General features: G+C 68.5%; 20 protein-coding genes. 13 read left to right on the plus strand and 7 right to left on the minus strand.

Going from position 1 to position 19,349, the window contains the following annotated elements; genetic code table 11:
* Positions 1–153 precede the first annotated feature (153 nt).
* The gene (locus AC11WY_RS14455; protein WP_482926701.1) at positions 154–1,320 is read left to right on the plus strand and encodes a M20 aminoacylase family protein; all 1,167 of its coding nucleotides are present in this window, start codon (positions 154–156) and stop codon (positions 1,318–1,320) included.
* Between the two features lie 18 nt (positions 1,321–1,338).
* Here AC11WY_RS14455 and AC11WY_RS14460 read toward each other — a convergent pair whose 3' ends face one another.
* The 7 genes from AC11WY_RS14460 to glmU form a co-directional block, all read right to left on the minus strand.
* The gene (locus tag AC11WY_RS14460) at positions 1,339–1,986 is read right to left on the minus strand and encodes an MT-A70 family methyltransferase (RefSeq protein ID WP_482926703.1); all 648 of its coding nucleotides are present in this window, start codon (positions 1,984–1,986) and stop codon (positions 1,339–1,341) included.
* Positions 1,983–2,576, minus strand: a complete 594-nt coding sequence (locus tag AC11WY_RS14465; RefSeq protein WP_482926705.1) for a BglII/BstYI family type II restriction endonuclease — start codon at positions 2,574–2,576, stop codon at positions 1,983–1,985. The genes AC11WY_RS14460 and AC11WY_RS14465 overlap by 4 nt, the downstream gene beginning before the upstream one ends.
* Before the next feature lie 86 nt (positions 2,577–2,662).
* Entirely contained in the window at positions 2,663–3,667 is a 1,005-nt protein-coding gene (gene moaA, locus AC11WY_RS14470) for a GTP 3',8-cyclase MoaA (protein ID WP_482926707.1), read from the minus strand.
* 57 nt (positions 3,668–3,724) lie between these two features.
* Complete coding sequence (locus tag AC11WY_RS14475; protein WP_482926709.1) at positions 3,725–4,399, minus strand: DNA alkylation repair protein; 675 nt, start codon at positions 4,397–4,399, stop codon at positions 3,725–3,727.
* Positions 4,396–4,947 (minus strand): pyridoxamine 5'-phosphate oxidase family protein, encoded by a 552-nt coding sequence (locus AC11WY_RS14480; RefSeq protein WP_482926711.1) that lies wholly within the window; start codon positions 4,945–4,947, stop codon positions 4,396–4,398. The genes AC11WY_RS14475 and AC11WY_RS14480 overlap by 4 nt, the downstream gene beginning before the upstream one ends.
* Positions 4,948–6,768, minus strand: coding sequence for a glutamine--fructose-6-phosphate transaminase (isomerizing) (gene glmS, locus AC11WY_RS14485; RefSeq protein WP_482926713.1), 1,821 nt, complete (start codon positions 6,766–6,768; stop codon positions 4,948–4,950).
* Positions 6,768–8,120: a bifunctional UDP-N-acetylglucosamine diphosphorylase/glucosamine-1-phosphate N-acetyltransferase GlmU gene (gene glmU / locus AC11WY_RS14490; protein WP_482926715.1), complete on the minus strand. Its 1,353-nt coding sequence runs from the start codon at positions 8,118–8,120 to the stop codon at positions 6,768–6,770. Before glmU ends, glmS begins: the two co-directional genes overlap by 1 nt.
* A 137-nt stretch (positions 8,121–8,257) precedes the next feature.
* Between glmU and AC11WY_RS14495 the strand changes: the two genes are divergently transcribed.
* From AC11WY_RS14495 to AC11WY_RS14550, 12 genes are all read left to right on the plus strand, one after another.
* Positions 8,258–8,926: an HAD-IA family hydrolase gene (locus AC11WY_RS14495; protein ID WP_482926717.1), complete on the plus strand. Its 669-nt coding sequence runs from the start codon at positions 8,258–8,260 to the stop codon at positions 8,924–8,926.
* Positions 8,927–8,936: 10 nt separating this feature from the next.
* Positions 8,937–10,151, plus strand: a complete 1,215-nt coding sequence (locus AC11WY_RS14500; protein ID WP_482926719.1) for a DegT/DnrJ/EryC1/StrS family aminotransferase — start codon at positions 8,937–8,939, stop codon at positions 10,149–10,151.
* 130 nt (positions 10,152–10,281) lie between these two features.
* Positions 10,282–11,442: an isovaleryl-CoA dehydrogenase gene (locus tag AC11WY_RS14505; RefSeq protein ID WP_482926721.1), complete on the plus strand. Its 1,161-nt coding sequence runs from the start codon at positions 10,282–10,284 to the stop codon at positions 11,440–11,442.
* A complete protein-coding gene (locus AC11WY_RS14510) occupies positions 11,442–13,046 on the plus strand; it encodes a carboxyl transferase domain-containing protein (RefSeq protein WP_482926723.1) in 1,605 nt (534 codons plus the stop codon). Before AC11WY_RS14505 ends, AC11WY_RS14510 begins: the two co-directional genes overlap by 1 nt.
* 120 nt (positions 13,047–13,166) lie before the next feature.
* Positions 13,167–15,107, plus strand: a complete 1,941-nt coding sequence (locus AC11WY_RS14515; protein WP_482926725.1) for an acetyl/propionyl/methylcrotonyl-CoA carboxylase subunit alpha — start codon at positions 13,167–13,169, stop codon at positions 15,105–15,107.
* Positions 15,104–15,757: a glutathione S-transferase family protein gene (locus tag AC11WY_RS14520; protein WP_482926727.1), complete on the plus strand. Its 654-nt coding sequence runs from the start codon at positions 15,104–15,106 to the stop codon at positions 15,755–15,757. The genes AC11WY_RS14515 and AC11WY_RS14520 overlap by 4 nt, the downstream gene beginning before the upstream one ends.
* Positions 15,750–16,601 carry a hydroxymethylglutaryl-CoA lyase gene (locus tag AC11WY_RS14525; RefSeq protein ID WP_482926729.1) on the plus strand — a complete coding sequence of 284 codons (852 nt, stop codon included), beginning with the start codon at positions 15,750–15,752 and terminating at the stop codon, positions 16,599–16,601. Before AC11WY_RS14520 ends, AC11WY_RS14525 begins: the two co-directional genes overlap by 8 nt.
* Positions 16,602–16,642: 41 nt before the next feature.
* Entirely contained in the window at positions 16,643–17,425 is a 783-nt protein-coding gene (locus AC11WY_RS14530) for a crotonase/enoyl-CoA hydratase family protein (protein WP_482926731.1), read from the plus strand.
* A 200-nt stretch (positions 17,426–17,625) separates the two neighbouring features.
* On the plus strand, positions 17,626–17,991 hold the full coding sequence (locus tag AC11WY_RS14535) for an NADH-quinone oxidoreductase subunit A (protein ID WP_482926733.1): 366 nt from the start codon (positions 17,626–17,628) through the stop codon (positions 17,989–17,991).
* On the plus strand, positions 17,982–18,515 hold the full coding sequence (locus tag AC11WY_RS14540; protein ID WP_482926735.1) for a NuoB/complex I 20 kDa subunit family protein: 534 nt from the start codon (positions 17,982–17,984) through the stop codon (positions 18,513–18,515). The genes AC11WY_RS14535 and AC11WY_RS14540 overlap by 10 nt, the downstream gene beginning before the upstream one ends.
* Positions 18,516–18,526: 11 nt before the next feature.
* Positions 18,527–19,135, plus strand: a complete 609-nt coding sequence (locus AC11WY_RS14545) for an NADH-quinone oxidoreductase subunit C (protein ID WP_482926737.1) — start codon at positions 18,527–18,529, stop codon at positions 19,133–19,135.
* A complete protein-coding gene (locus AC11WY_RS14550; RefSeq protein ID WP_482926739.1) occupies positions 19,132–19,341 on the plus strand; it encodes a hypothetical protein in 210 nt (69 codons plus the stop codon). Before AC11WY_RS14545 ends, AC11WY_RS14550 begins: the two co-directional genes overlap by 4 nt.
* Positions 19,342–19,349 lie beyond the last annotated feature (8 nt).

Raw genomic sequence — 19,349 nt, forward strand, 5'->3', positions numbered from 1 at the left:
GCGAGGGGGCTTTCCGCCCCCTCTTGGCCTGCGGCCAATTCACCCCCGAGGATATTTGCGGACCGAAAATGAGGGCGGGTTGCGTGGGCGCCGGAAACGCGCGACGCTGCGGCATCATTGCGCCGGGCGCGGCCCGGCCGAGGGGAGAGCATCATGCCTGTGAAGAACCGCTTTGCCGAACTGCTGCCCGAGATCACCGCCTGGCGGCGCGACATCCACGAGAATCCGGAACTGCTGTTCGACACCCACCGCACCGCCGCGCTGGTGGCGGCGCGCCTGCGCGAGTTCGGCTGCGACGAGGTGGTGGAGGGGATCGGGCGCACCGGGGTGGTCGGCGTGATCCGGGGCAAGAGCGATACCGGCGGCCGAGTGATCGGGCTGAGGGCCGACATGGACGCGCTGCCGATCCGCGAGGCGACCGGGCTGCCCTATGCCTCGAAGGTGGCGGGCAAGATGCATGCCTGTGGCCATGACGGACACACCGCGATGCTGCTGGGCGCGGCGAAGTATCTGGCGGAAACGCGGAACTTCGACGGCGCGGCCGTGGTGATCTTCCAGCCCGCCGAAGAGGGCGGCGGTGGCGGGCGCGAGATGGTGGCCGACGGCATGATGGAACGGTTCGGCATCCAGGAGGTTTACGGGATGCACAACATGCCCGGCATCCCGGTCGGCCAGTTCGCGATCCGGCCCGGCGCGATGATGGCGGCGGCGGACCAGTTCGAGGTGGTGGTGACGGGCAAGGGCGGCCATGCCGCGAAACCGCACGACTGCATCGACTCGACGCTGGTGGCGGCGCATCTGGTGATCGCGCTGCAATCCATCGCCAGCCGGAATGTCGACCCGCTGAAGCAGGTGGTGGTCTCGGTCTGCACCTTCCGCACCGAGAGCGAGGCGTTCAACGTGATCCCGCAGACGGTGCTGCTGCGCGGCACGGTGCGCACGATGGACCCGGCCGTGCAGGACTTCGTCGAAGCCCGTGTCACGGCGATCGTGGCGGGCACGGCGGCCACCTTCGGCGCCACGGCGAACTGCGACTACCAGCGCGGCTATCCGGTGACGATGAACGCGCCCGACAACACCGACTATGCGGCCGAGGTGGCGCACAAGGTCTCGGGCCGGGTCGATACCGACACGCCGCCGCTGATGGGGGCCGAGGATTTCAGCTTCATGCTGAACGCGCGGCCGGGGGCCTATATCTTCCTGGGCAACGGCGACACCGCGATGGTGCACCACCCGGCCTACAACTTCGACGACGATGCGATTCCGTTCGGGTCAAGCTGGTATGCCGGGATGGTGGAAGAGCGGATGCCGGTGGCGTAAGGGTAAGGGGCGGGCGCCTCAGGGCGCCCGCTTGCGCAGTGCGATCACGTCGGCCTGCGAGTGGTTCGAATAGGTGGCCCAGGTCGGCTCGTAATCCTCCGCTTGATTACCCCAGACCGTCCAGCCCAGTCGCGGGCCACGGGCGAACATCTCCAGCCGTGGACCGGGGCTGCAACCCTCGATCAGCGGATATTGCTCGTCCGGTTTGCGGCTGTGTTCGCGCTTCTGCGACGAGATGATGTTCTCTTGTGTGCGCCCGAGCTTCTCGGTGCGCGCGTTCTTGCCGCGCACGCCAAACAGGAGAATCTCCGTCACGTTGCGGAAATAGAAGCCGACGCCACGCCGGTCTGGCCCGCCGTCCTTGCGCACCTTGTACCAGATGATATTGCTCTTGTAGGAGAATCCCCAATTTTCCATGACTTTGAGCCCGTCCGGCAAGAGCGCGTTCGGCACCCAGAGATAGAGGTGCGCCGTGTCGGCCACGATTGCCTCGACCGGCAGGTCACAGATCTCGCGCAAGGTCATCGTGGAGTAGCGCGAGAGCCGCCGATGCTCCGGTGCCATCTTTCCCGTGCGATTCTGGAATTGCCACGGCGGATCCGCAAGGATGGTGCGAAACCGCGTGGCGCCTGCTTTCACGAGCAGATCATCGACCGCGGTGGTCATTGATCATCCTCCAGGTAAAGGGATTTGCGGATCCCGAAGACGAGCAGAGGGCAGCCCGCGCCGCTGCCCCCTTCGATCCGGGGCAGAAGCTTCGACATGTGCGTGGTCGAGTTGCCATAGGACGAGCCTCGGCCAAGAGCATTAAAGATGTCCTGCAACTCGTCCGCCCGCGTGACGACGACCCCGACACTCACAGCGCGAAGGTCGAACAGCAGACGGAAGTTGTTGAGGTCGCGGTCGAAGAAGGGATCCTTGTTGTTCCACTCTATCTCCAGTGCGATCTGGTTCTTGAAGCAATCGACCCTGTGCGTTGGCGCGTTCAGGCCGTTTCCATCAACCTCGAAAGCCGTCTGGAACTGCTTCTCGACCCAACCCCGCTTCGACAGGAAGCCGTCGATGTAAGCCGCCAGTCTTGACTTGTTGCCGCCGCCGGATTCGATCCAGGACTTCCGCAGGCGGAATGCCGACAGCAGATCCAGAATGTCCTGCCATTCGGATGGAAAGTCCTGCGACAGGATCGCGCTGGCATGCTTCCACTCCTGGCATTCATAGTTTTCGGCAATGAATGCTGGCAAGCGCGACAGCAACATCTTGTGGTGTCCTCGAGTCTGAACTCCAACCCTATGCCGCACCGCCCAATGCCGCAAGGGCTATAGGGGCGGCTGGTTACGCGTCCTTACCCCCCGGTATGGCTCATGTGGCGGGTCATCCGGCCGGCCACGGTCTGGCGCGAATAGTCGAAGTCGTGGCCCTTGGGCTTGTGCGCGATCGCGGCGCGGATGGCGGCTTGCAGCGCGGCATTGCCGGGGCTGGCGCGCAGGGGGGCGCGCAGGTCGGCCATGTCCTCCTGACCCAGGCACATGTAAAGCTCGCCGGTGCAGGTCAGCCGCACCCGGTTGCAGCTTTCGCAGAAGTTGTGGGTCAGCGGCGTGATCAGCCCGATGCGCTGGCCGGTTTCGGCCAGCCGCAGATAGCGGGCGGGGCCGCCGGTGCGGTCGGGCAGGTCGATCAGGGTGTAGCGGCTGGCCAGGCGGGCCTGCAGGTCGGACAGCGGCCAGTACTGGTCCAGCCGGTCCTCCTCGCCCATGTCGCCCATCGGCATCACCTCGATGAAGGTCAGATCGTGGCCCTCGGCGGCGCACCATTCGGTGAGGGTAAAGAGTTCATCCTCGTTCACGCCTTTCAGCGCGACGGCGTTGATCTTCACCTTCAGCCCGGCGGCCTTGGCGGCGGCGATGCCGTCCAGCACCTGGCCCAGGCGGCCCCAGCGGGTGATTTTCGCGAACTTCTCCGCATCGAGCGTATCGACCGAGACGTTGACGCGGCGAACGCCGCAATCCGCCAGTTCCTGCGCATACTTGCCCAGTTGCGAGCCGTTGGTCGTCAGCGTCAGTTCCTTCAGCGCGCCCGAGGCGAGGTGGCGCGACATGGCGCGGAAGAAGGTCATGATGCCGCGCCGCACCAGCGGCTCGCCGCCGGTGATGCGCAGCTTTTCCACGCCGAGGTCAACAAAGGCGGAACAGAGCCGGTCCAGCTCCTCCAGCGTCAGCAGTTCGGCCTTGGGCAGGAACTGCATGTGCTCGGTCATGCAGTAGACGCAGCGGAAATCGCAGCGGTCCGTCACCGAGACGCGCAGGTAGGTGATGGCGCGGGCGAAGGGGTCGATCAGGGGCGCGGTCATGGCGGGAAGGTAGTCCTCGGGACGCGCCGCCACAAGGCGTCTAAAGTCGTATGCGGCTTACAGGTATTTCGCGGCTTCCTTGCGGGCGAAGGGCTTCATCGCGGTGCCGTGCTGCTCCAGGAAGGCGCGGGTGCGGTCGGGGGCGTGTTTCGACAGATCGCGCAGCCACCAGGCGACGGCTTTCTGGATGAACCAGTCGCGGTCGGCGGTGTAGCTGGCGGCCCAGCCCAGCACACGGTCGCGGATCGCGTCATCCTGCGGCTTGGGGAAGGAAAGCTTGGTCCAGGGCAGGGTGATCACCAGCGCGGCGCGGCGGGTCCACATGTTGGGATGGGTGGTCCAGGTTTCCACCTCGTGAAGCCGTGTGGGGTCGGCCACCAGGCGGCGGCCGCCCGCGTCGCAGGCATGGTCGGCGATCGCCCAGCCATCGAAACCGGGCACCCAAGAGGCGATCAGCCGCCACACGCCTTCATCCGGCCGGATGCGCGCCTGCGTCAGCAGCTTGGCGGCGGCCACCTTCGCCTCGTGGATGTCGCTGTCCCACAGCGCGGCGGCCAGGGCGAGGCGGTCGTCCAGCGTGAGCTTCTCACGCCAGACCTTTGCCATCCCGGTGATTTCCGGAACCGAGACACCCAGATAAAGGCGCGGCGCCTTGTGATAGGCGGCGGCACCCTCGGCGCGCAGGGGGTCGCCCGCGGCGCGCAATTCGGCAAGGGCATCTTCGGGCGTCACGTCAGGGCAGCCTCGATGCCGGTGGGCTTGCCGTCGAGCGAGGTGGCGTTGGTGGTGGCCCAGTAGTCGGCCAACCCCGCATCGCCCTGCTTGGTCGCCCAGTCGGCCAGCACCGGGCGATCTTCGCGGAAGTCCATCAGGGGCACCGCGTAGCCGCAGGAGGTCTGCACGAGGTCGATGCTCAGGTCATAGACCTGCCGCGCGCCGGGCAGGATGGGGAAATGCGCGGCCAGCGCGTCCCACCCGGCCGCGCCGTGGTGGGTCACGGTGGCGGTGCCGAAGGCGCGCAGGATCACCGGGCGCTGGCTGAACGAGCACCACATCAGCGTCATGCGCGGGCTTTCACGCAGGTGGGCGGCGGTCTCGTTGCCCGAGCCGGTCAGGTTCAGCCAGAGGATGCGCGTGGGCGACAAAACCCGAAGGGAATCAATCCCTTTTGGCGAGATGTTCACACGGCCGTCGGGGGCGGCGGAGCCGGTGAAGAACACATGCTGTTCGCCGATGAAGCGGATCTGGTCGTCTTGCAGCGCATCGAAACGTTTGCCCATCTACTCCACCGTCACCGACTTGGCGAGGTTGCGCGGCTGGTCCACATCGGTGCCCTTGGCGATGGCGGTATGGTAGGCCAGCAGTTGCGCCGGGATCGCATAGAGGATGGGCGCGAACATCGGCGCGACCTGCGGCATCGTCAGCGCCTTCCAGACCCCGTCACCCGCCGCCGCCACCCCGGCCGCATCCGAGATCAGCAGCACCTTGCCCTGCCGCGCCATCACCTCCTGCATGTTCGACACGGTCTTGTCGAACAGGTGGTCGCGCGGTGCCAGCACGATCACCGGCACCTGCCGGTCGATCAGCGCGATCGGGCCATGCTTCAGTTCGCCTGATGCGTAACCTTCGGCGTGGATGTAGCTGATTTCCTTCAGTTTCAGTGCGCCCTCCAGGGCCAGCGGATACATCGCGCCACGGCCCAGGAACAGGATGTCCTGCGCTTCGGCCAGCTTGCCCGCCAGGGCGGCGATCTCGGCGCTCAGGCCCTGCGCGTGGTTCATCAGTCCGGGCAGGCTGCGCAGCGCCGCCAGATGCTCCGCCAACCCCGCGGGCGACAGTCGCCCGCGATCCTGCGCGGCTTTCAGCGCCAGCAGCGCCAGCACCGTCAACTGGCAGGTGAACGCCTTGGTCGAGGCCACGCCGACCTCGACCCCGGCCAGAATGGGCAGCGCCAGATCGCTTTCGCGCGCGATCGACGAGGTCGGCACGTTCACCACCGACACCACCTTGGCCACCTTGTCGCGCGTGTAGCGCAGCGCGGCCAGCGTGTCGGCGGTTTCGCCCGACTGGCTGACGAACAGCGCCCAGGAGGCGGGCGACAGCGGCGGCTCGCGGTAGCGGAATTCTGACGCGATATCGACATCGACGGGCAGGCCCGCGATCTGCTCGAACCAGTATTTCGCCACCTGACAGGCATAGGAGGCGGTGCCGCAGGCGACCATCGTGATGCGGTCCACGCCGCGGAAATCAACCGCCGCGGGCAGGTCCAGCCGGTCGCCCTCGGCGGTCAGGTAATGCTTCAGCGCGTCGGCGATCACCACCGGCTGCTCGGCGATCTCCTTGGCCATGAAGTGCTTGTAGCCGCCCTTCTCGATCCGGGTGGAATCGAGTTGAATCAACATGGTGGCCCGGTTTGCGCGGCGACCGGCCACGTCGAAGATCTCGGCCCCGGCACGGGTGACGAAGGCGTAATCGCCCTCCTCCAGATAGGTGATGCGGTCGGTCATCGGCGACAGCGCGATGGCATCGGAGCCCACGAACATCTCGCCGTCACCATGCCCGATCGCCAGCGGCGAGCCCTTGCGGGCCGCGATCATCAGGTCGTCCTCGCCATCGAAGAGGAACAGCAGCGCGAAGGCACCCTCCAGCCGCCCCAGCGTTTTCGCGGCGGCCTCGCGGGCACTCAGCCCCTCGGCCATGAATTGCGCGGCCAGCAGGGCGACGGTTTCGGTGTCGGTCTCGGATTCGAAGGCGGCGCCCTTGGCGGCCAGTTCGGTGCGCAACTCGCGGAAATTCTCGATGATGCCGTTGTGCACCACAGCCACCGGGCCCGCCCTGTGGGGGTGGGCATTCCTCACCGTCGCCGCGCCGTGGGTGGCCCAGCGGGTGTGGCCAATCCCAGCGCGGCCCGCCAGAGGCTCGTGCACCAGCAGGTCGGCGAGGTTGACCAGCTTGCCCACCGCTCGGCGACGGTCGAGCCGCCCGGCGTTCACGGTGGCGATGCCCGCACTGTCATAGCCGCGGTATTCGAGCCGCTTCAGCGCCTCGACCAGAATCGGGGCCGCCTCGTGATTTCCCAGAACGCCAACAATTCCGCACATCAGTCGCCACTCCTTTTCGCCGCCTTCGCGGCTTTCAATCTGTCGAAGAATGCCTTTGCAAAACCAAGCTTCAGAACCTGAGGCGAGCGCGCCACCGCCAGCGCCTCATCCGGCACGTCGCGGGTGATGACCGACCCGCTGGCGGTCATCGCGCCATTGCCGACCCGCACCGGGGCGACCAGCATCGTGTCGGACCCGATGAAGGCGCGGGCGCCGATTTCGGTGTGGTGCTTGAACACGCCGTCGTAATTGCAGGTGATCGTGCCCGCGCCGATGTTGGTATGCTCGCCGACATGCGCGTCGCCGAGGTAGCTCAGGTGGCCGACCTTGACGCCTTCATCGAGGATCGCGTTCTTGATCTCGACAAAGTTGCCGACGTGCACGTCTTCCGCCAGTTCCGCCCCGCCGCGCAGGCGCGCGAAGGGGCCGACGGTGGCGCCGCGGCTGACGTGGCAGTCCTCCAGATGGCAAGAGGCGCGAATTTCGGCGCCGGATTCGATCGTGACGCCGGGGCCGAAGACGACGTGCGGGCCGATGATGGCGTCGCGGCCGACCACGCTGTCCCAGGCGAAGAACACCGTTTCGGGCGCGGTCAGCGTGACGCCGTTGTCCAGCGCCTCGGCGCGGGCGCGCGCCTGGAAGGCGGCTTCGGCCTCGGCCAACTGGGCGCGGGTGTTGATGCCCATCGTCTCGGCCTCGGGGCACAGCACGACGCCGGCCGACAGACCCCGCGCGCGGGCCAGTTCGACGATGTCGGTCAGATAGTATTCGCCCGCGGCATTGGCGTTGCCGACCTCGGCCACCAGCCCCAGCAGCACCCCGACATCGGCACAGATCACGCCGCTGTTGCAAAGGGTTATGGCGCGTTCCTCAGGCGAAGCGTCCTTGAACTCGACGATCCGGTCCAGCACCTCGCCCTGCGTCAGCAGCCGCCCGTAGCGGCCAGGATCGCGCGCGGTAAAGCCGAGCACGACCACCGAATGGCGCGCGCGCGCCGCGATCATCGCCTCCAGCGTTTCGGGCCGGATGAAGGGCGTATCGCCGTAAAGCACGATGGCCTCGCCGGTCGCCCCGGCCAGCGCGGGCGCGGCCTGCGCCACGGCATGGGCGGTGCCCAGTTGTTTCTCTTGCACCACGACCTGCACCGTCTCGTCATGCGCCAGCGCCGCCTTGCGCACCTGATCGGCCTCGTGCCCGGCGACCACCACCACCCGCTCGGGCGACAGCGCCGCCCCGGCGGCCATCGCATGCACCAGAAGCGGCGCGCCCGCGACCTTGTGCAGCACCTTCGGCAGATCGGAGTTCATCCGCGTGCCCTGTCCGGCGGCCAGGATGATGAGGGAAATCGGCATGGGTCTGCTCATTTTGGGTCTATGCAGGATGGTTTTACAAGAAGCGGCCCCCATCGCAAGGGCGGGGCGGATCAAAACTCCCTACAGCGTGTTGCATGCTGCCGCACGGTCCCGCAAGGTGCCGCCGGGAGACTCCGATGCGCACGATGGTTTTCGATCTCGACGGCACCCTGGCCGATACCTCGGCCGATCTGATCGCGGCGGCGAATGCCTGTTTTCGCGGCCTCGGGCATGGCGACCTGCTGGTGCCGCAGGCCGACGCGCTGACCGCCTTTCATGGCGGCCGGGCGATGCTGCGGCTGGGGTTTGCGCGGCTCGGCGGCGGCTGGACCGAGGCGATGGTGGATGCGCAATACCCGGTGCTGCTGGCCGCCTACGCCGAGGTGATCGACCGCGAGACCCGGCTTTACCCCGGCGCGATGGCGGCGGTGGCGCGGCTGCGGGCGGCGGGTTGGCGCACCGGCATCTGCACCAACAAGCCGGAAGGGCTGGCCGAGACGCTGCTGCACCGGCTGGGCATCCGCGACGCCTTCGACGCGCTGATCGGCGCCGATACGCTGGCGGTGCGCAAGCCGCACCCGGCGCCGCTGGCGGAAACCGTGCGCCGGGCGGGCGGGCGGCTGGAGCGCGCGATCCTGCTGGGCGACACCGACACCGACCGCGAGACGGCGCGGCGGGCCGGGGCGGCCTCGGTGCTGGTCACTTTCGGGCCCGAGGGGCAGGGCGTCGCCCGGCTCGCCCCCGAGGCGCTGCTTGACGACTACGCGGCGCTCTTCGACATTGCAGAGGCGCTGCTGCCCGCCTGAGGAGGCTCCGATGACCGACACCCTGCCCGAGGTTTTCACCGGCAGCTTCACCCAGCAGGAGCCGATCCCCGAGGAGGGGATCGAGGCCGCCGTGGCCGTGCTGCGCCACGGGCGGCTGCACCGCTACAACACGGTGCCGGGCGAGGTCGCCGAGGCGGCGCTGCTGGAGGAGGAATTCGCCGCCGCGATGGGGGCGAAATACTGCCTCGCGGTGGCCTCGGGCGGCTATGCGCTGGCCTGTGCGCTCCGGGCGGTGGGAGTGAAGCCGGGCGACCGGGTGCTGACCAACGCCTTCACGCTGGCGCCGGTGCCGGGGGCGATCGCCAGCCTCGGGGCGGTGCCCTTGTTCGTCGAGGTGACGGACGATCTGACCATCGACCTTGACGATCTGGCGGAACAGGCCGCGGCCTCGGGCGCGAAGGTTCTGATGCTCAGCCACATGCGCGGCCATCTGTGCGACATGGACCGGCTGATGGCGATCTGCAACGCGGCGGGCGTGACGGTGATCGAGGATTGCGCCCACACGATGGGCGCCGCCTGGCGCGGCGTGCCCTCGGGGCGGCAGGGGTTGGTCGGCTGCTATTCGACGCAGACCTACAAGCACCTCAATTCCGGCGAGGGCGGGTTTCTGGTGTCGGACGACCCCGAGGTGATGGCGCGGGCGATCATCCTGTCGGGGTCGTATATGCTCTACGCGCGCCACCGCGCCGCGCCACCGCCCGAGGCGTTCGAGGCGGTGAAGTGGGACACGCCCAACATCTCGGGCCGGATGGACAACCTGCGCGCGGCGATCCTGCGGCCGCAGTTGCGGCGACTGGCGGCGCAATGCGCGGCCTGGACCGAGCGGTATCGGGTGGTCGAGGCGGGCCTGCGCGAGGTTCCCGGCCTGACCCTGATTGCCCGGCCAGCGGAGGAAACCTTCGTCGGCTCGTCGTTCCAGTTCCGGCTGGCCGACTGGAAGGCGGCGGCGGTGCAGGAGGTGGTGGCCCGCTGTGCCGCACGCGGGGTGGAGATGAAATGGTTCGGCGCGGCGGAACCGGTGGCCTTCACCTCGCGCTATGACAGTTGGAAATACGCCCCCGCGCAGAGCCTGCCGCAGACCGACCGGGTGCTGGCGGGGCTGCTGGACATGCGGCTGCCGCTCACCTTCAGCCTTGAGGATTGCGCGCTGGTGGCGCGAATCATCCGGGCCGAGGTCGGCGCGGTGTTCCAGAAGGGCGCCTGAGAAACGATCTTTCGGCGAAAGATCGACGCCTCCGGCGGGAGTATTTGCGCCAGGAGAATGGGGCGGCTTGACGCGACTCGCACAGCCCGGCATAATTGAACACGTGTTCAAATAATCTGGGGGAGAGGGCATGTTCACCGCGTCGATGACGTTCGATCTGGGCGAGGACATCGCCGCGCTGCGCGAGACGGTGCATGCTTGGGCGCAGGTGCGGGTGAAACCGATGGCCGCGCAGATCGACCGCGAGAACGTCTTTCCGCCCGCGCTCTGGCGCGAGATGGGCGATCTGGGCCTCTTGGGCGTCACGGTGCCCGAGGAGTTCGGCGGCGCCGGTCTGGGATACCTTGCCCATGCGGTGGCGGTGGAGGAGGTGGCGCGGGCCTCGGCCTCGGTCTCGCTGTCCTACGGGGCGCATTCCAACCTCTGCGTGAACCAGATCAACCTGAACGGCACGGCGGAGCAGAAGCGCAAATACCTGCCCCGGCTCGTCTCGGGCGAGCATGTCGGCGCGCTGGCGATGAGCGAGACCTCGGCGGGGTCGGACGTGGTGGGGATGAAGCTGCGCGCCGAGAAGCGGAACGGCTATTACGCCCTGAACGGCAGCAAATACTGGATCACCAACGGGCCGCAGGCCGACGTTCTGGTGGTTTATGCCAAGACCGACCCGGCGGCGGGCTCGAAAGGGATCACCGCGTTTCTGATCGAGAAATCCATGACGGGATTTTCCACCAGCCCGCATTTCGACAAGCTGGGGATGCGCGGCTCCGATACCGGCGAGCTGATCTTCGACAACTGCGAAGTGCCGTTCGAGAATGTGCTGGGGCTGGAAGGCAAGGGTGTCCGCGTCCTGATGTCGGGCCTCGATTATGAGCGCGTGGTGCTGTCGGGCATCGGCACCGGCATCATGGCGGCCTGCCTCGACGAGGTGATGCCCTATGTCCGGGACCGCAAGCAGTTCGGCCAGCCGATCGGCAGCTTCCAGTTGATGCAGGGCAAGATCGCCGACATGTATACCGCGATGAACACCGCGCGCGCCTATCTCTACGAGGTGGCGCGGGCCTGCGACCGGGGCACGGTGACGCGCGCCGACGCAGCGGCCTGCGTGCTTTACTGTTCCGAACAGGCGATGGTGCAGGCGCATCAGGCGGTGCAGGCTTTGGGCGGGGCGGGGTTCCTCAATGACTCGACGGTCTCGCGGCTATTCCGCGACGCCAAGCTGATGGAGATCGGGGCGGGGACCAGCGAGATAAGGCGGATGCTGATCGGGCGGGAACTGATGGGGGCGGTGTGATGCGGCTTTTGTCGCAGGCCCTCCCAACCTCCGAAACCTTCCGCGCCAACCGCGCGGCCCATCTCGCCCTGCTCGCCCGCGCGACCGAAGCCGCAGCCCTTGCCGCCGAAGGCGGCGGGCCGAAGGCGCTCGCCCGCCACACGGCGCGCGGCAAGCTGCTACCGCGCGAGCGGGTGGCGGGGCTGCTGGATGCGGGCTCTCCCTTCCTCGAGATCGGCGCCACGGCGGCGCACGGGCTTTACGACGGCGCGGCGCCCGGCGCCGGGCTGATCGCCGGGATCGGGCGCGTGCACGGGCAGGAGGTCATGGTGGTCTGCAACGACGCCACCGTGAAGGGTGGCACCTATTACCCGATGACGGTGAAGAAACACCTGCGCGCGCAGGAGATCGCCGCCGAATGCGCGCTGCCCTGCGTCTATCTGGTGGACTCCGGCGGTGCCAACCTTCCCAATCAGGACGAGGTCTTCCCCGACCGCGACCACTTCGGCCGCATCTTCTACAACCAGGCCCGGATGAGCGCGGCGGGCATCCCGCAGATCGCGGTCGTCATGGGCTCCTGCACCGCCGGGGGCGCCTATGTGCCCGCGATGTCGGACGTCACCATCATCGTGCGCGACCAGGGCACCATCTTCCTCGCCGGTCCGCCGCTGGTACGCGCCGCCACCGGCGAGATCGTCACCGCCGAAGACCTTGGCGGCGGCGACGTGCACACCCGGCTCTCTGGCGTGGCCGATTACCTCGCCGAGGATGACGCCCACGCGCTGGCGCTGGCCCGCCGCGCCGTGGCGAACCTGAACCGCGCCAAGCCCGCCGCCGTCCAGTGGCAGCCGCCAGAGCCGCCCGCCTACGACCCCGAGGAGATCCTCGGCGTGGTTCCGCCCGACCTGCGCACCCCCTACGATATCCGCGAGGTGATCGCCCGCATCGTCGACGGCTCGCGGCTTGACGAGTTCAAGGCCCGCTTCGGCGAAACGCTGGTCACCGGCTTCGCCCATCTCGAAGGCTGCCCGGTCGGCCTGATCGCCAACAACGGCGTGCTGTTCTCCGAGGCGGCCGTGAAGGCCGCGCATTTCATCGAACTGTGCTCGCAACGCGGCATCCCGCTGATCTTCCTGCAGAATATCACCGGCTTCATGGTGGGGCGCAAATACGAAAACGAAGGCATCGCCCGCCACGGCGCCAAGATGGTGACCGCCGTCGCCGCCACCAACGTGCCCAAGCTCACCGTGCTGGTCGGCGGCAGCTTCGGCGCGGGCAACTACGGCATGGCCGGGCGCGCCTATTCGCCCCGGTTCCTCTGGACCTGGCCCAACTCCCGCATCTCGGTGATGGGCGGTGAACAGGCGGCGGGCGTGCTGGCCACGGTGAAGCGCGAAGGCATCGAGCGCGCGGGCGGCCAATGGTCGACCGAGGACGAGGCCGACTTCAAACGCCCCACCATCGAGATGTTCGACCGCCAGTCCGACCCGCTCTACGCCTCGGCCCGGCTCTGGGACGATGGCATCATCGACCCCCGCAAGACCCGCGCCGTGCTGGCGCTCAGCCTGTCCGCCGCGCTGAACGCCCCCGTAGAACCGACACGCTTCGGCGTGTTCCGCATGTAGAAACTTTCTCGCCTCCGGCGGGGATATTTCGGCCAAGCTGAAATCAGCTTTCATCTTGGTCCAAGTATCCCGGGGTCCGGGGCAGAGCCCCGGTTCAGCCGGGCCGTGAAGGAGCGACCGATGTTCGCGAAAATCCTGATCGCCAACCGTGGCGAAATCGCCTGCCGGGTCATCGACACCTGCCGCCGCCTTGGCGTGGCGACGGTGGCGGTCTATTCCGACGCCGACCACGACGCCCGCCATGTGGCGCTGGCGGATGAGGCGGTGTGGATCGGCGGCCCGGCGCCGAAGGACAGTTATCTCGACGCGGGCGCAATCATCGCCGCGGCACTCGCCTCGGGGGCCGGGGCGATTCATCCGGGCTACGGCTTCCTGTCGGAAAACCCGGAGTTCGTCGAGGCGGTCACGGCGGCGGGGCTGGTCTTCATCGGCCCTTCGGCCTCGGCGATCCGGGCGATGGGGCTGAAGGATGCCGCCAAGCGGCGGATGGCGGCGGCGGGGGTGCCGGTGGTGCCGGGCTACCACGGCGACAATCAGGACGCCGAGCATCTGGCGGGCGCGGCGGATGCCGTGGGCTATCCGGTGCTGATCAAGGCGGTGGCGGGCGGCGGCGGCAAGGGGATGCGCAAGGTCACCCGGCCCGCGGATTTCGCCGCGGCGCTGGACAGCGCGCGCGGCGAGGCGCGCAACGCCTTTGGCAACGACGCGGTGCTGATCGAGAAGTTCGTGCAATCGCCGCGCCACATCGAGGTGCAGGTGTTCGGTGACGGCACCGATGCCGTCCATCTGTTCGAACGCGATTGCAGCCTGCAACGCCGCCACCAGAAGGTGATCGAGGAGGCCCCGGCTCCCGGCATGACGCCCGAGATGCGCGCCGCGATGGGCGATGCGGCGGTGAAAGCCGCGCGCGCCATCGGCTACAGCGGCGCGGGCACCATCGAGTTCATCGTCGACGGCTCCGACGGGCTGCGCCCCGACCGGTTCTGGTTCATGGAGATGAACACCCGGTTGCAGGTGGAACACCCCGTCACCGAGGCGATCACCGGGGTCGATCTGGTCGAATGGCAGTTGCGCGTTGCCGCGGGTGAACCCTTGCCCTGTCGACAGCAAGACCTGACCATCACCGGCCATGCGTTCGAGGCGCGGCTTTATGCCGAGGATGTGCCCGCGGGCTTCCTGCCCGCCACCGGGCGGCTGGCGCATCTGCGCTTTGGCGCGGGCGCGCGGGTGGAAACCGGGGTGCGGACCGGCGATGCGATCAGCCCCTGGTATGACCCGATGATCGCCAAGGTGATCGTGCACGGCCCGACGCGGGCGGTGGCCTTGTTGCAACTCGCCCGCGCGCTGGCCGAAACCGAGGTGGCCGGAACCGTCACCAACCTCGCCTTTCTCGGCGCGCTGGCCCGGCATGAAGGCTTTGCGCGCGGCGAGGTGGATACCGGGCTGATCGAGCGCGATCTGGCGGCGCTGACGGCGACCGAACCGCCGCGCCTGCGGGTGCGGGCGGTGGCCGCGCTGGCGGCGGCGGGGCTCTGGGCGGGGGCTGCCACCGATACCGGTTTCACGCTCTGGGCGCCGCTGCGACGCTTGATCGAGCTCAGTCACGATGGCGAGGCGGTGTCGGCGATGCTGGTCTGCGAAGGGCCGGACGCCGTGCGGATCGAGGTCGATGGTGCGCTGGTGCTGGCCGAGCGGCGCACCGGCGGGTGGTGGATCGACGGCGCCAAGGGCCCCGCGCGGGTGGTGATGCTGCCGGGGCGGGTGGTGGTGTTCGAGGGCGCCGCGCATGCGTTCGACATCGTCGACCCGCTGGCGCGGGATGCGGCGGCGGGCGCCGGGGCCGATGTCACGCTGTCGCCGATGCCGGGGCTGGTGAAGGCGGTCTTCGTCGCGGCCGGGCAGGCGGTGGCGCGGGGCGACCGGCTGGCGGTGCTGGAGGCGATGAAGATGGAACACACGCTGGTCGCCGCGCGGGACGGCGTGGTGGCCGAGGTGCTGACGGCGCCCGGCGCGCAGGTCGAGGCGGGCGCCGCGCTGGTGCGGCTGGAGGCGGCGCCATGATCCGGCTGCACCATGTGGCGCAGGCGCGCAGCTTTCGCATCCTGTGGCTGCTGGAGGAGATCGGGCTGACCTTCGAGGTGGTGGCGCATTCCTTCTTTGACAGGTCGTTGCGGTCGCCCGATTACCTTGCGCTGTCGCCTGCGGGCCGGGTTCCGGCGCTGGAGGTCGACGGGCGGGTGCTGTTCGAGTCGGGTGCGATCACCGAATGGCTGTGCGAGACGCGCGGCCTGCTGGGCCGTGCGCCCGGTGACCCGGAGCGGGCCGAGTGGCTGGAATGGCTGCATTTCTCGGAAACCGCCGGGCAGCATCTGGCGGTGCTGACGCAACAGCACATCGTGCTGCGCGAGGCCTGGATGCGCAGCGCCACGGTGATGCGGCTGGAGGCGAAGCGGCTGGAGCGGGTGCTGGCGGTGGCCGACCGGGCCGTGCAGGGGCGCGACTGGCTGCTGCCCTCGGGGTTTTCGGCGGTGGATGTGACGATGGGCTATTCGGCACTGGTCGGCGCGCGGTTCGTGCGGCTGGACGCGATGCCCGCGCTGGCCGGGTGGCTCGACCGCCTCGCGGCGCGGCCGGGGTTCCAGCGGGCGCTGGCGCGCGACGGGGCGGCGGAGATTTACACCCAGGCGTTCTACGAGGCGCCCGATGCCTGAGACGGTCGAAATCTTCGAGGTCGGGCCGCGCGACGGCTTGCAGAACGAGGCGCGGCTGATCCCCACCGCCGCGAAGATCGCGCTGATCGACACCCTGTCGCAGGCTGGGTTCCGGCGTATCGAGGTGGCGAGCTTCGTCAGTCCGAAATGGGTGCCGCAGATGGCCGACAGTGCGCAGGTGCTAGCCGGGATCACCCGCAGGCCGGGGCTGCGCTATGCGGCGCTGGTGCCCAACATGCAGGGCTATGCGGCGGCGGTGGCGGCGCGGGCGGACGAGGTGGCGATCTTCGCCTCGGCCTCGGAAGGGTTCTCGCGCGCCAACCTGAACTGCACGATCGCCGAAAGCCTGGCGCGCTTTGCCCCGGTGGCCGAGGCGGCGAAGGCCGACGGGGTGCCGCTGCGCGGCTATGTCTCTTGCGTCACCGATTGCCCGTTCGACGGGCCGGTGCCGCCCGGCTCGGTGGCGCGGGTGGTGGCCAGCCTGCGCGATCTGGGCTGTTACGAGGTCAGCCTGGGCGACACCATCGGCGCGGGCACGCCGCAGACCATCGCGGCGATGCTGCGGGCGGCGCTGGACGAGGTGCCTGCCGACCGGCTGGCCGGGCATTACCACGATACCGGGGGGCGGGCGCTGGCCAATATCGAGGCCTCGCTGGCGCTGGGCCTGCGGGTCTTCGATGCGGCGGTCGGGGGCCTTGGCGGCTGCCCCTACGCGCCGGGTGCGCCGGGCAATGTGGCGACCGAGGCGGTGGCGGCGCGGCTGGCGGCGCTGGGGTTTGCGACCGGACTCGACGGCGACGTGCTGGCGCGGGCGGCGGAACAGGCGCGCGGGCTGCGCGGCTAGGGAACGATTTTTCGACGAAAAATCGGGGTGAGGGGGTGCGGATGGACGAGACGATCAGGATCGCGCTGGACGGGCGCGGGGTGGCGGTGCTGACACTGGCGCGCGCCGACAAGCACAACGCGCTGTCGGCGGCGATGATGGATGACCTTGCCGCGGCGGCGGCGCGGCTGGGCGATGATCCGGCGGTGCGGGTGGTGGTGCTGACCGGGGCGGGGGCGAGCTTCTGCGCCGGTGGCGATCTGGGCTGGATGCAGGCGCAGCGCGATGCCTCGGGCGCCGAGCGGGCGCGCGAGGCGCACCGGCTGGCGGGCATGCTGGGCGCGCTGAACACGCTGCCCAAGCCGCTGATCGGGCGGGTGCAGGGCCAGGCTTTCGGCGGCGGCATCGGTCTGATGGCCGTCTGCGACGTGGCGGTGGGGGTGACGGGCGCGCGCTTCGGGCTGACGGAAACCCGGTTGGGGCTGATCCCGGCGACCATCGGGCCCTACGTCGTGGCGCGCATGGGCGAGGCGATGGCGCGGCGGGTTTTCATGTCGGCCCGGGTGTTTGACGCCGAGGAGGCGGTGACGCTGGGCCTGCTGGCCCGTGCCGTTCCGCCCGAGGCGCTCGACGCGGCGGTGGAGGCGGAGGTGGCGCCCTACCTCGCCTGCGCGCCGGGCGCGGTGGCCGAGGCCAAGCGGGTGCTGCGCCGTCTTGGGCCGGTGATCGACGACGCGGTGATCGCCGCCACCATCGACGCGCTGGTGGCGCGCTGGGACAGCCCCGAGGCGGCCGAAGGCATCGCCGCCTTCTTCGCGCGCCGCAAGCCGGTCTGGGGCGGCTGAGTCGCGCGCGCCCCTGCGCCCTTCGCCGCGGCGCGGCGTTTCCGCTAGCGGAACGGCACACATACGTATGCAAAGCGAGGATCCCCAGTGTCGCAAGGGGGCTTTTGCGCCCGCCTTCGGTTGACCGCGCCGGGGGGGCGGAGTAAACGGTTGCCAGCCAACATCGCCGCGCGCCAGACGCGGAGCCGAAGGAGCCGACCGTGGACCACATGCTGCGAGAGTACCTTCCCATTCTGATCTTCCTGGCGATGGCGACCGCGCTTGGCCTTGTGCTGATCCTCGCCGCCGTGGTGATCGCCGTGCGCAACCCAGACCCCGAGAAAGTGTCCGCCTACGAATGCGGCTTCAACGCCTTCGACGACGCCCGGATGAAGTTCGATGTGCGCTTCTACCTGGTGTCGATCCTGTTCATCATCTTCGACCTTGAGGTGGCCTTCCTGTTTCCCTGGGCGGTGGCCTTCGGCGCGCTGAGCATGGTGGCGTTCTGGTCGATGATGGTGTTCCTCGGGATCCTGACCATCGGCTTTGTCTACGAATGGAAGAAGGGAGCGCTGGAATGGGAGTGAGCACAACCGCCAACACGGCCGGTGCCGACCTTGACGTTGCGGCCCAGGCACTGAATGCCGAGTTGCAGGACAAGGGCTTTCTGTTGACCTCGACCGAGGACATCATCAACTGGGCCCGCACCGGGTCGCTGCACTGGATGACCTTCGGCCTGGCCTGCTGCGCGGTCGAGATGATGCACGTCGCGATGCCGCGCTATGACGCGGAACGCTTCGGCTTTGCCCCGCGCGCCAGCCCGCGCCAGTCCGACGTGATGATCGTCGCGGGCACGCTGACCAACAAGATGGCCCCGGCGCTGCGCAAGGTCTACGACCAGATGCCGGAACCGCGCTACGTGATCTCGATGGGCTCCTGCGCCAATGGCGGCGGCTATTATCACTACAGCTACTCGGTGGTGCGCGGCTGCGACCGGATCGTGCCGGTCGACATCTATGTGCCCGGCTGCCCGCCCACGGCCGAGGCGCTGCTTTACGGCATCCTGCAATTGCAGCGGAAAATCCGCCGCACCGGCACCCTGACCCGCTAAAGGAGGCGCGCATGTCCGAAGCCCTGCAAGAGCTTGGCGCCCAGATTCTGGCGGCGCGCCCGCAGATGGTCAGCGCGGTTCAGGTCGCCCTTGGCGAGCTGACGCTGAGCTGCAACCTCGACACCATTCCCGACCTGCTGGATTACCTCAAGACCGACCGCGCCTGCCGGTTCTCGACGCTGGTGGACATCACCGCCGTCGATCGCCCCGAGCAGGTGAAGCGGTTCGAGGTGGTTTATCACCTGCTGTCGATGTACCAGAACCACCGTATCCGGCTGAAGGTCGCAGTCGGCGACGACGACATGGTGCCCTCGGCGATCCCGGTGCACCCCTCGGCCAACTGGTTCGAGCGCGAGGTGTTCGACATGTTCGGCATCCTCTTTTCCGGCCACCCCGACCTGCGCCGTATCCTGACCGACTACGGCTTTCGCGGCCATCCGCTGCGCAAGGATTTCCCCACCACCGGCTATGTCGAGGTCCGCTATGACGAGGCGCAGAAGCGCGTGGTCTACGAACCGGTGAAGCTGGTGCAGGAATACCGGCAGTTCGATTTCATGAGCCCGTGGGAAGGCGCGGACTACATCCTTCCCGGTGATCAGAAGGCGGGGGCCCCGAGATGATGTGGCATTACGGCATGCCCGGCTTCGGGCTTTTCGGGCTCATCGTGATGGTGGCCCTGCTCGTGGTGCCGTTCTGGCGCCTGATGCCTCGGTTCGGCCTGCCGAACTGGGTGGCGCTGGTGGCGATCATCCCACTTGGCGCGCTGGTCCTGCTGTGGGTCATCGCCTTCAAGGACAAGATCGACGCGGCCGGGGGGGCGAAATGATGGACGGC

This window comes from Solirhodobacter sp. (assembly GCF_964715405.1).

Excerpts from the sequence above, each read along its gene's own strand:
- AC11WY_RS14500 (WP_482926719.1), top strand. The coding sequence starts at position 8,937 with ATGACCGACACCCTGCCCGAGGTTTTCACCGGCAGCTTCACCCAGCAG.
- glmS (WP_482926713.1), bottom strand. The coding sequence starts at position 6,768 with ATGTGCGGAATTGTTGGCGTTCTGGGAAATCACGAGGCGGCCCCGATT.
- moaA (WP_482926707.1), bottom strand. The coding sequence starts at position 3,667 with ATGACCGCGCCCCTGATCGACCCCTTCGCCCGCGCCATCACCTACCTG.
- AC11WY_RS14455 (WP_482926701.1), top strand. The coding sequence starts at position 154 with ATGCCTGTGAAGAACCGCTTTGCCGAACTGCTGCCCGAGATCACCGCC.
- AC11WY_RS14465 (WP_482926705.1), bottom strand. The coding sequence starts at position 2,576 with ATGTTGCTGTCGCGCTTGCCAGCATTCATTGCCGAAAACTATGAATGC.
- AC11WY_RS14510 (WP_482926723.1), top strand. The coding sequence starts at position 11,442 with ATGCGGCTTTTGTCGCAGGCCCTCCCAACCTCCGAAACCTTCCGCGCC.
- AC11WY_RS14540 (WP_482926735.1), top strand. The coding sequence starts at position 17,982 with ATGGGAGTGAGCACAACCGCCAACACGGCCGGTGCCGACCTTGACGTT.
- glmU (WP_482926715.1), bottom strand. The coding sequence starts at position 8,120 with ATGCCGATTTCCCTCATCATCCTGGCCGCCGGACAGGGCACGCGGATG.
- AC11WY_RS14520 (WP_482926727.1), top strand. The coding sequence starts at position 15,104 with ATGATCCGGCTGCACCATGTGGCGCAGGCGCGCAGCTTTCGCATCCTG.
- AC11WY_RS14515 (WP_482926725.1), top strand. The coding sequence starts at position 13,167 with ATGTTCGCGAAAATCCTGATCGCCAACCGTGGCGAAATCGCCTGCCGG.
- AC11WY_RS14525 (WP_482926729.1), top strand. The coding sequence starts at position 15,750 with ATGCCTGAGACGGTCGAAATCTTCGAGGTCGGGCCGCGCGACGGCTTG.
- AC11WY_RS14480 (WP_482926711.1), bottom strand. The coding sequence starts at position 4,947 with ATGGGCAAACGTTTCGATGCGCTGCAAGACGACCAGATCCGCTTCATC.
- AC11WY_RS14545 (WP_482926737.1), top strand. The coding sequence starts at position 18,527 with ATGTCCGAAGCCCTGCAAGAGCTTGGCGCCCAGATTCTGGCGGCGCGC.
- AC11WY_RS14505 (WP_482926721.1), top strand. The coding sequence starts at position 10,282 with ATGTTCACCGCGTCGATGACGTTCGATCTGGGCGAGGACATCGCCGCG.
- AC11WY_RS14495 (WP_482926717.1), top strand. The coding sequence starts at position 8,258 with ATGCGCACGATGGTTTTCGATCTCGACGGCACCCTGGCCGATACCTCG.
- AC11WY_RS14550 (WP_482926739.1), top strand. The coding sequence starts at position 19,132 with ATGATGTGGCATTACGGCATGCCCGGCTTCGGGCTTTTCGGGCTCATC.
- AC11WY_RS14460 (WP_482926703.1), bottom strand. The coding sequence starts at position 1,986 with ATGACCACCGCGGTCGATGATCTGCTCGTGAAAGCAGGCGCCACGCGG.
- AC11WY_RS14530 (WP_482926731.1), top strand. The coding sequence starts at position 16,643 with ATGGACGAGACGATCAGGATCGCGCTGGACGGGCGCGGGGTGGCGGTG.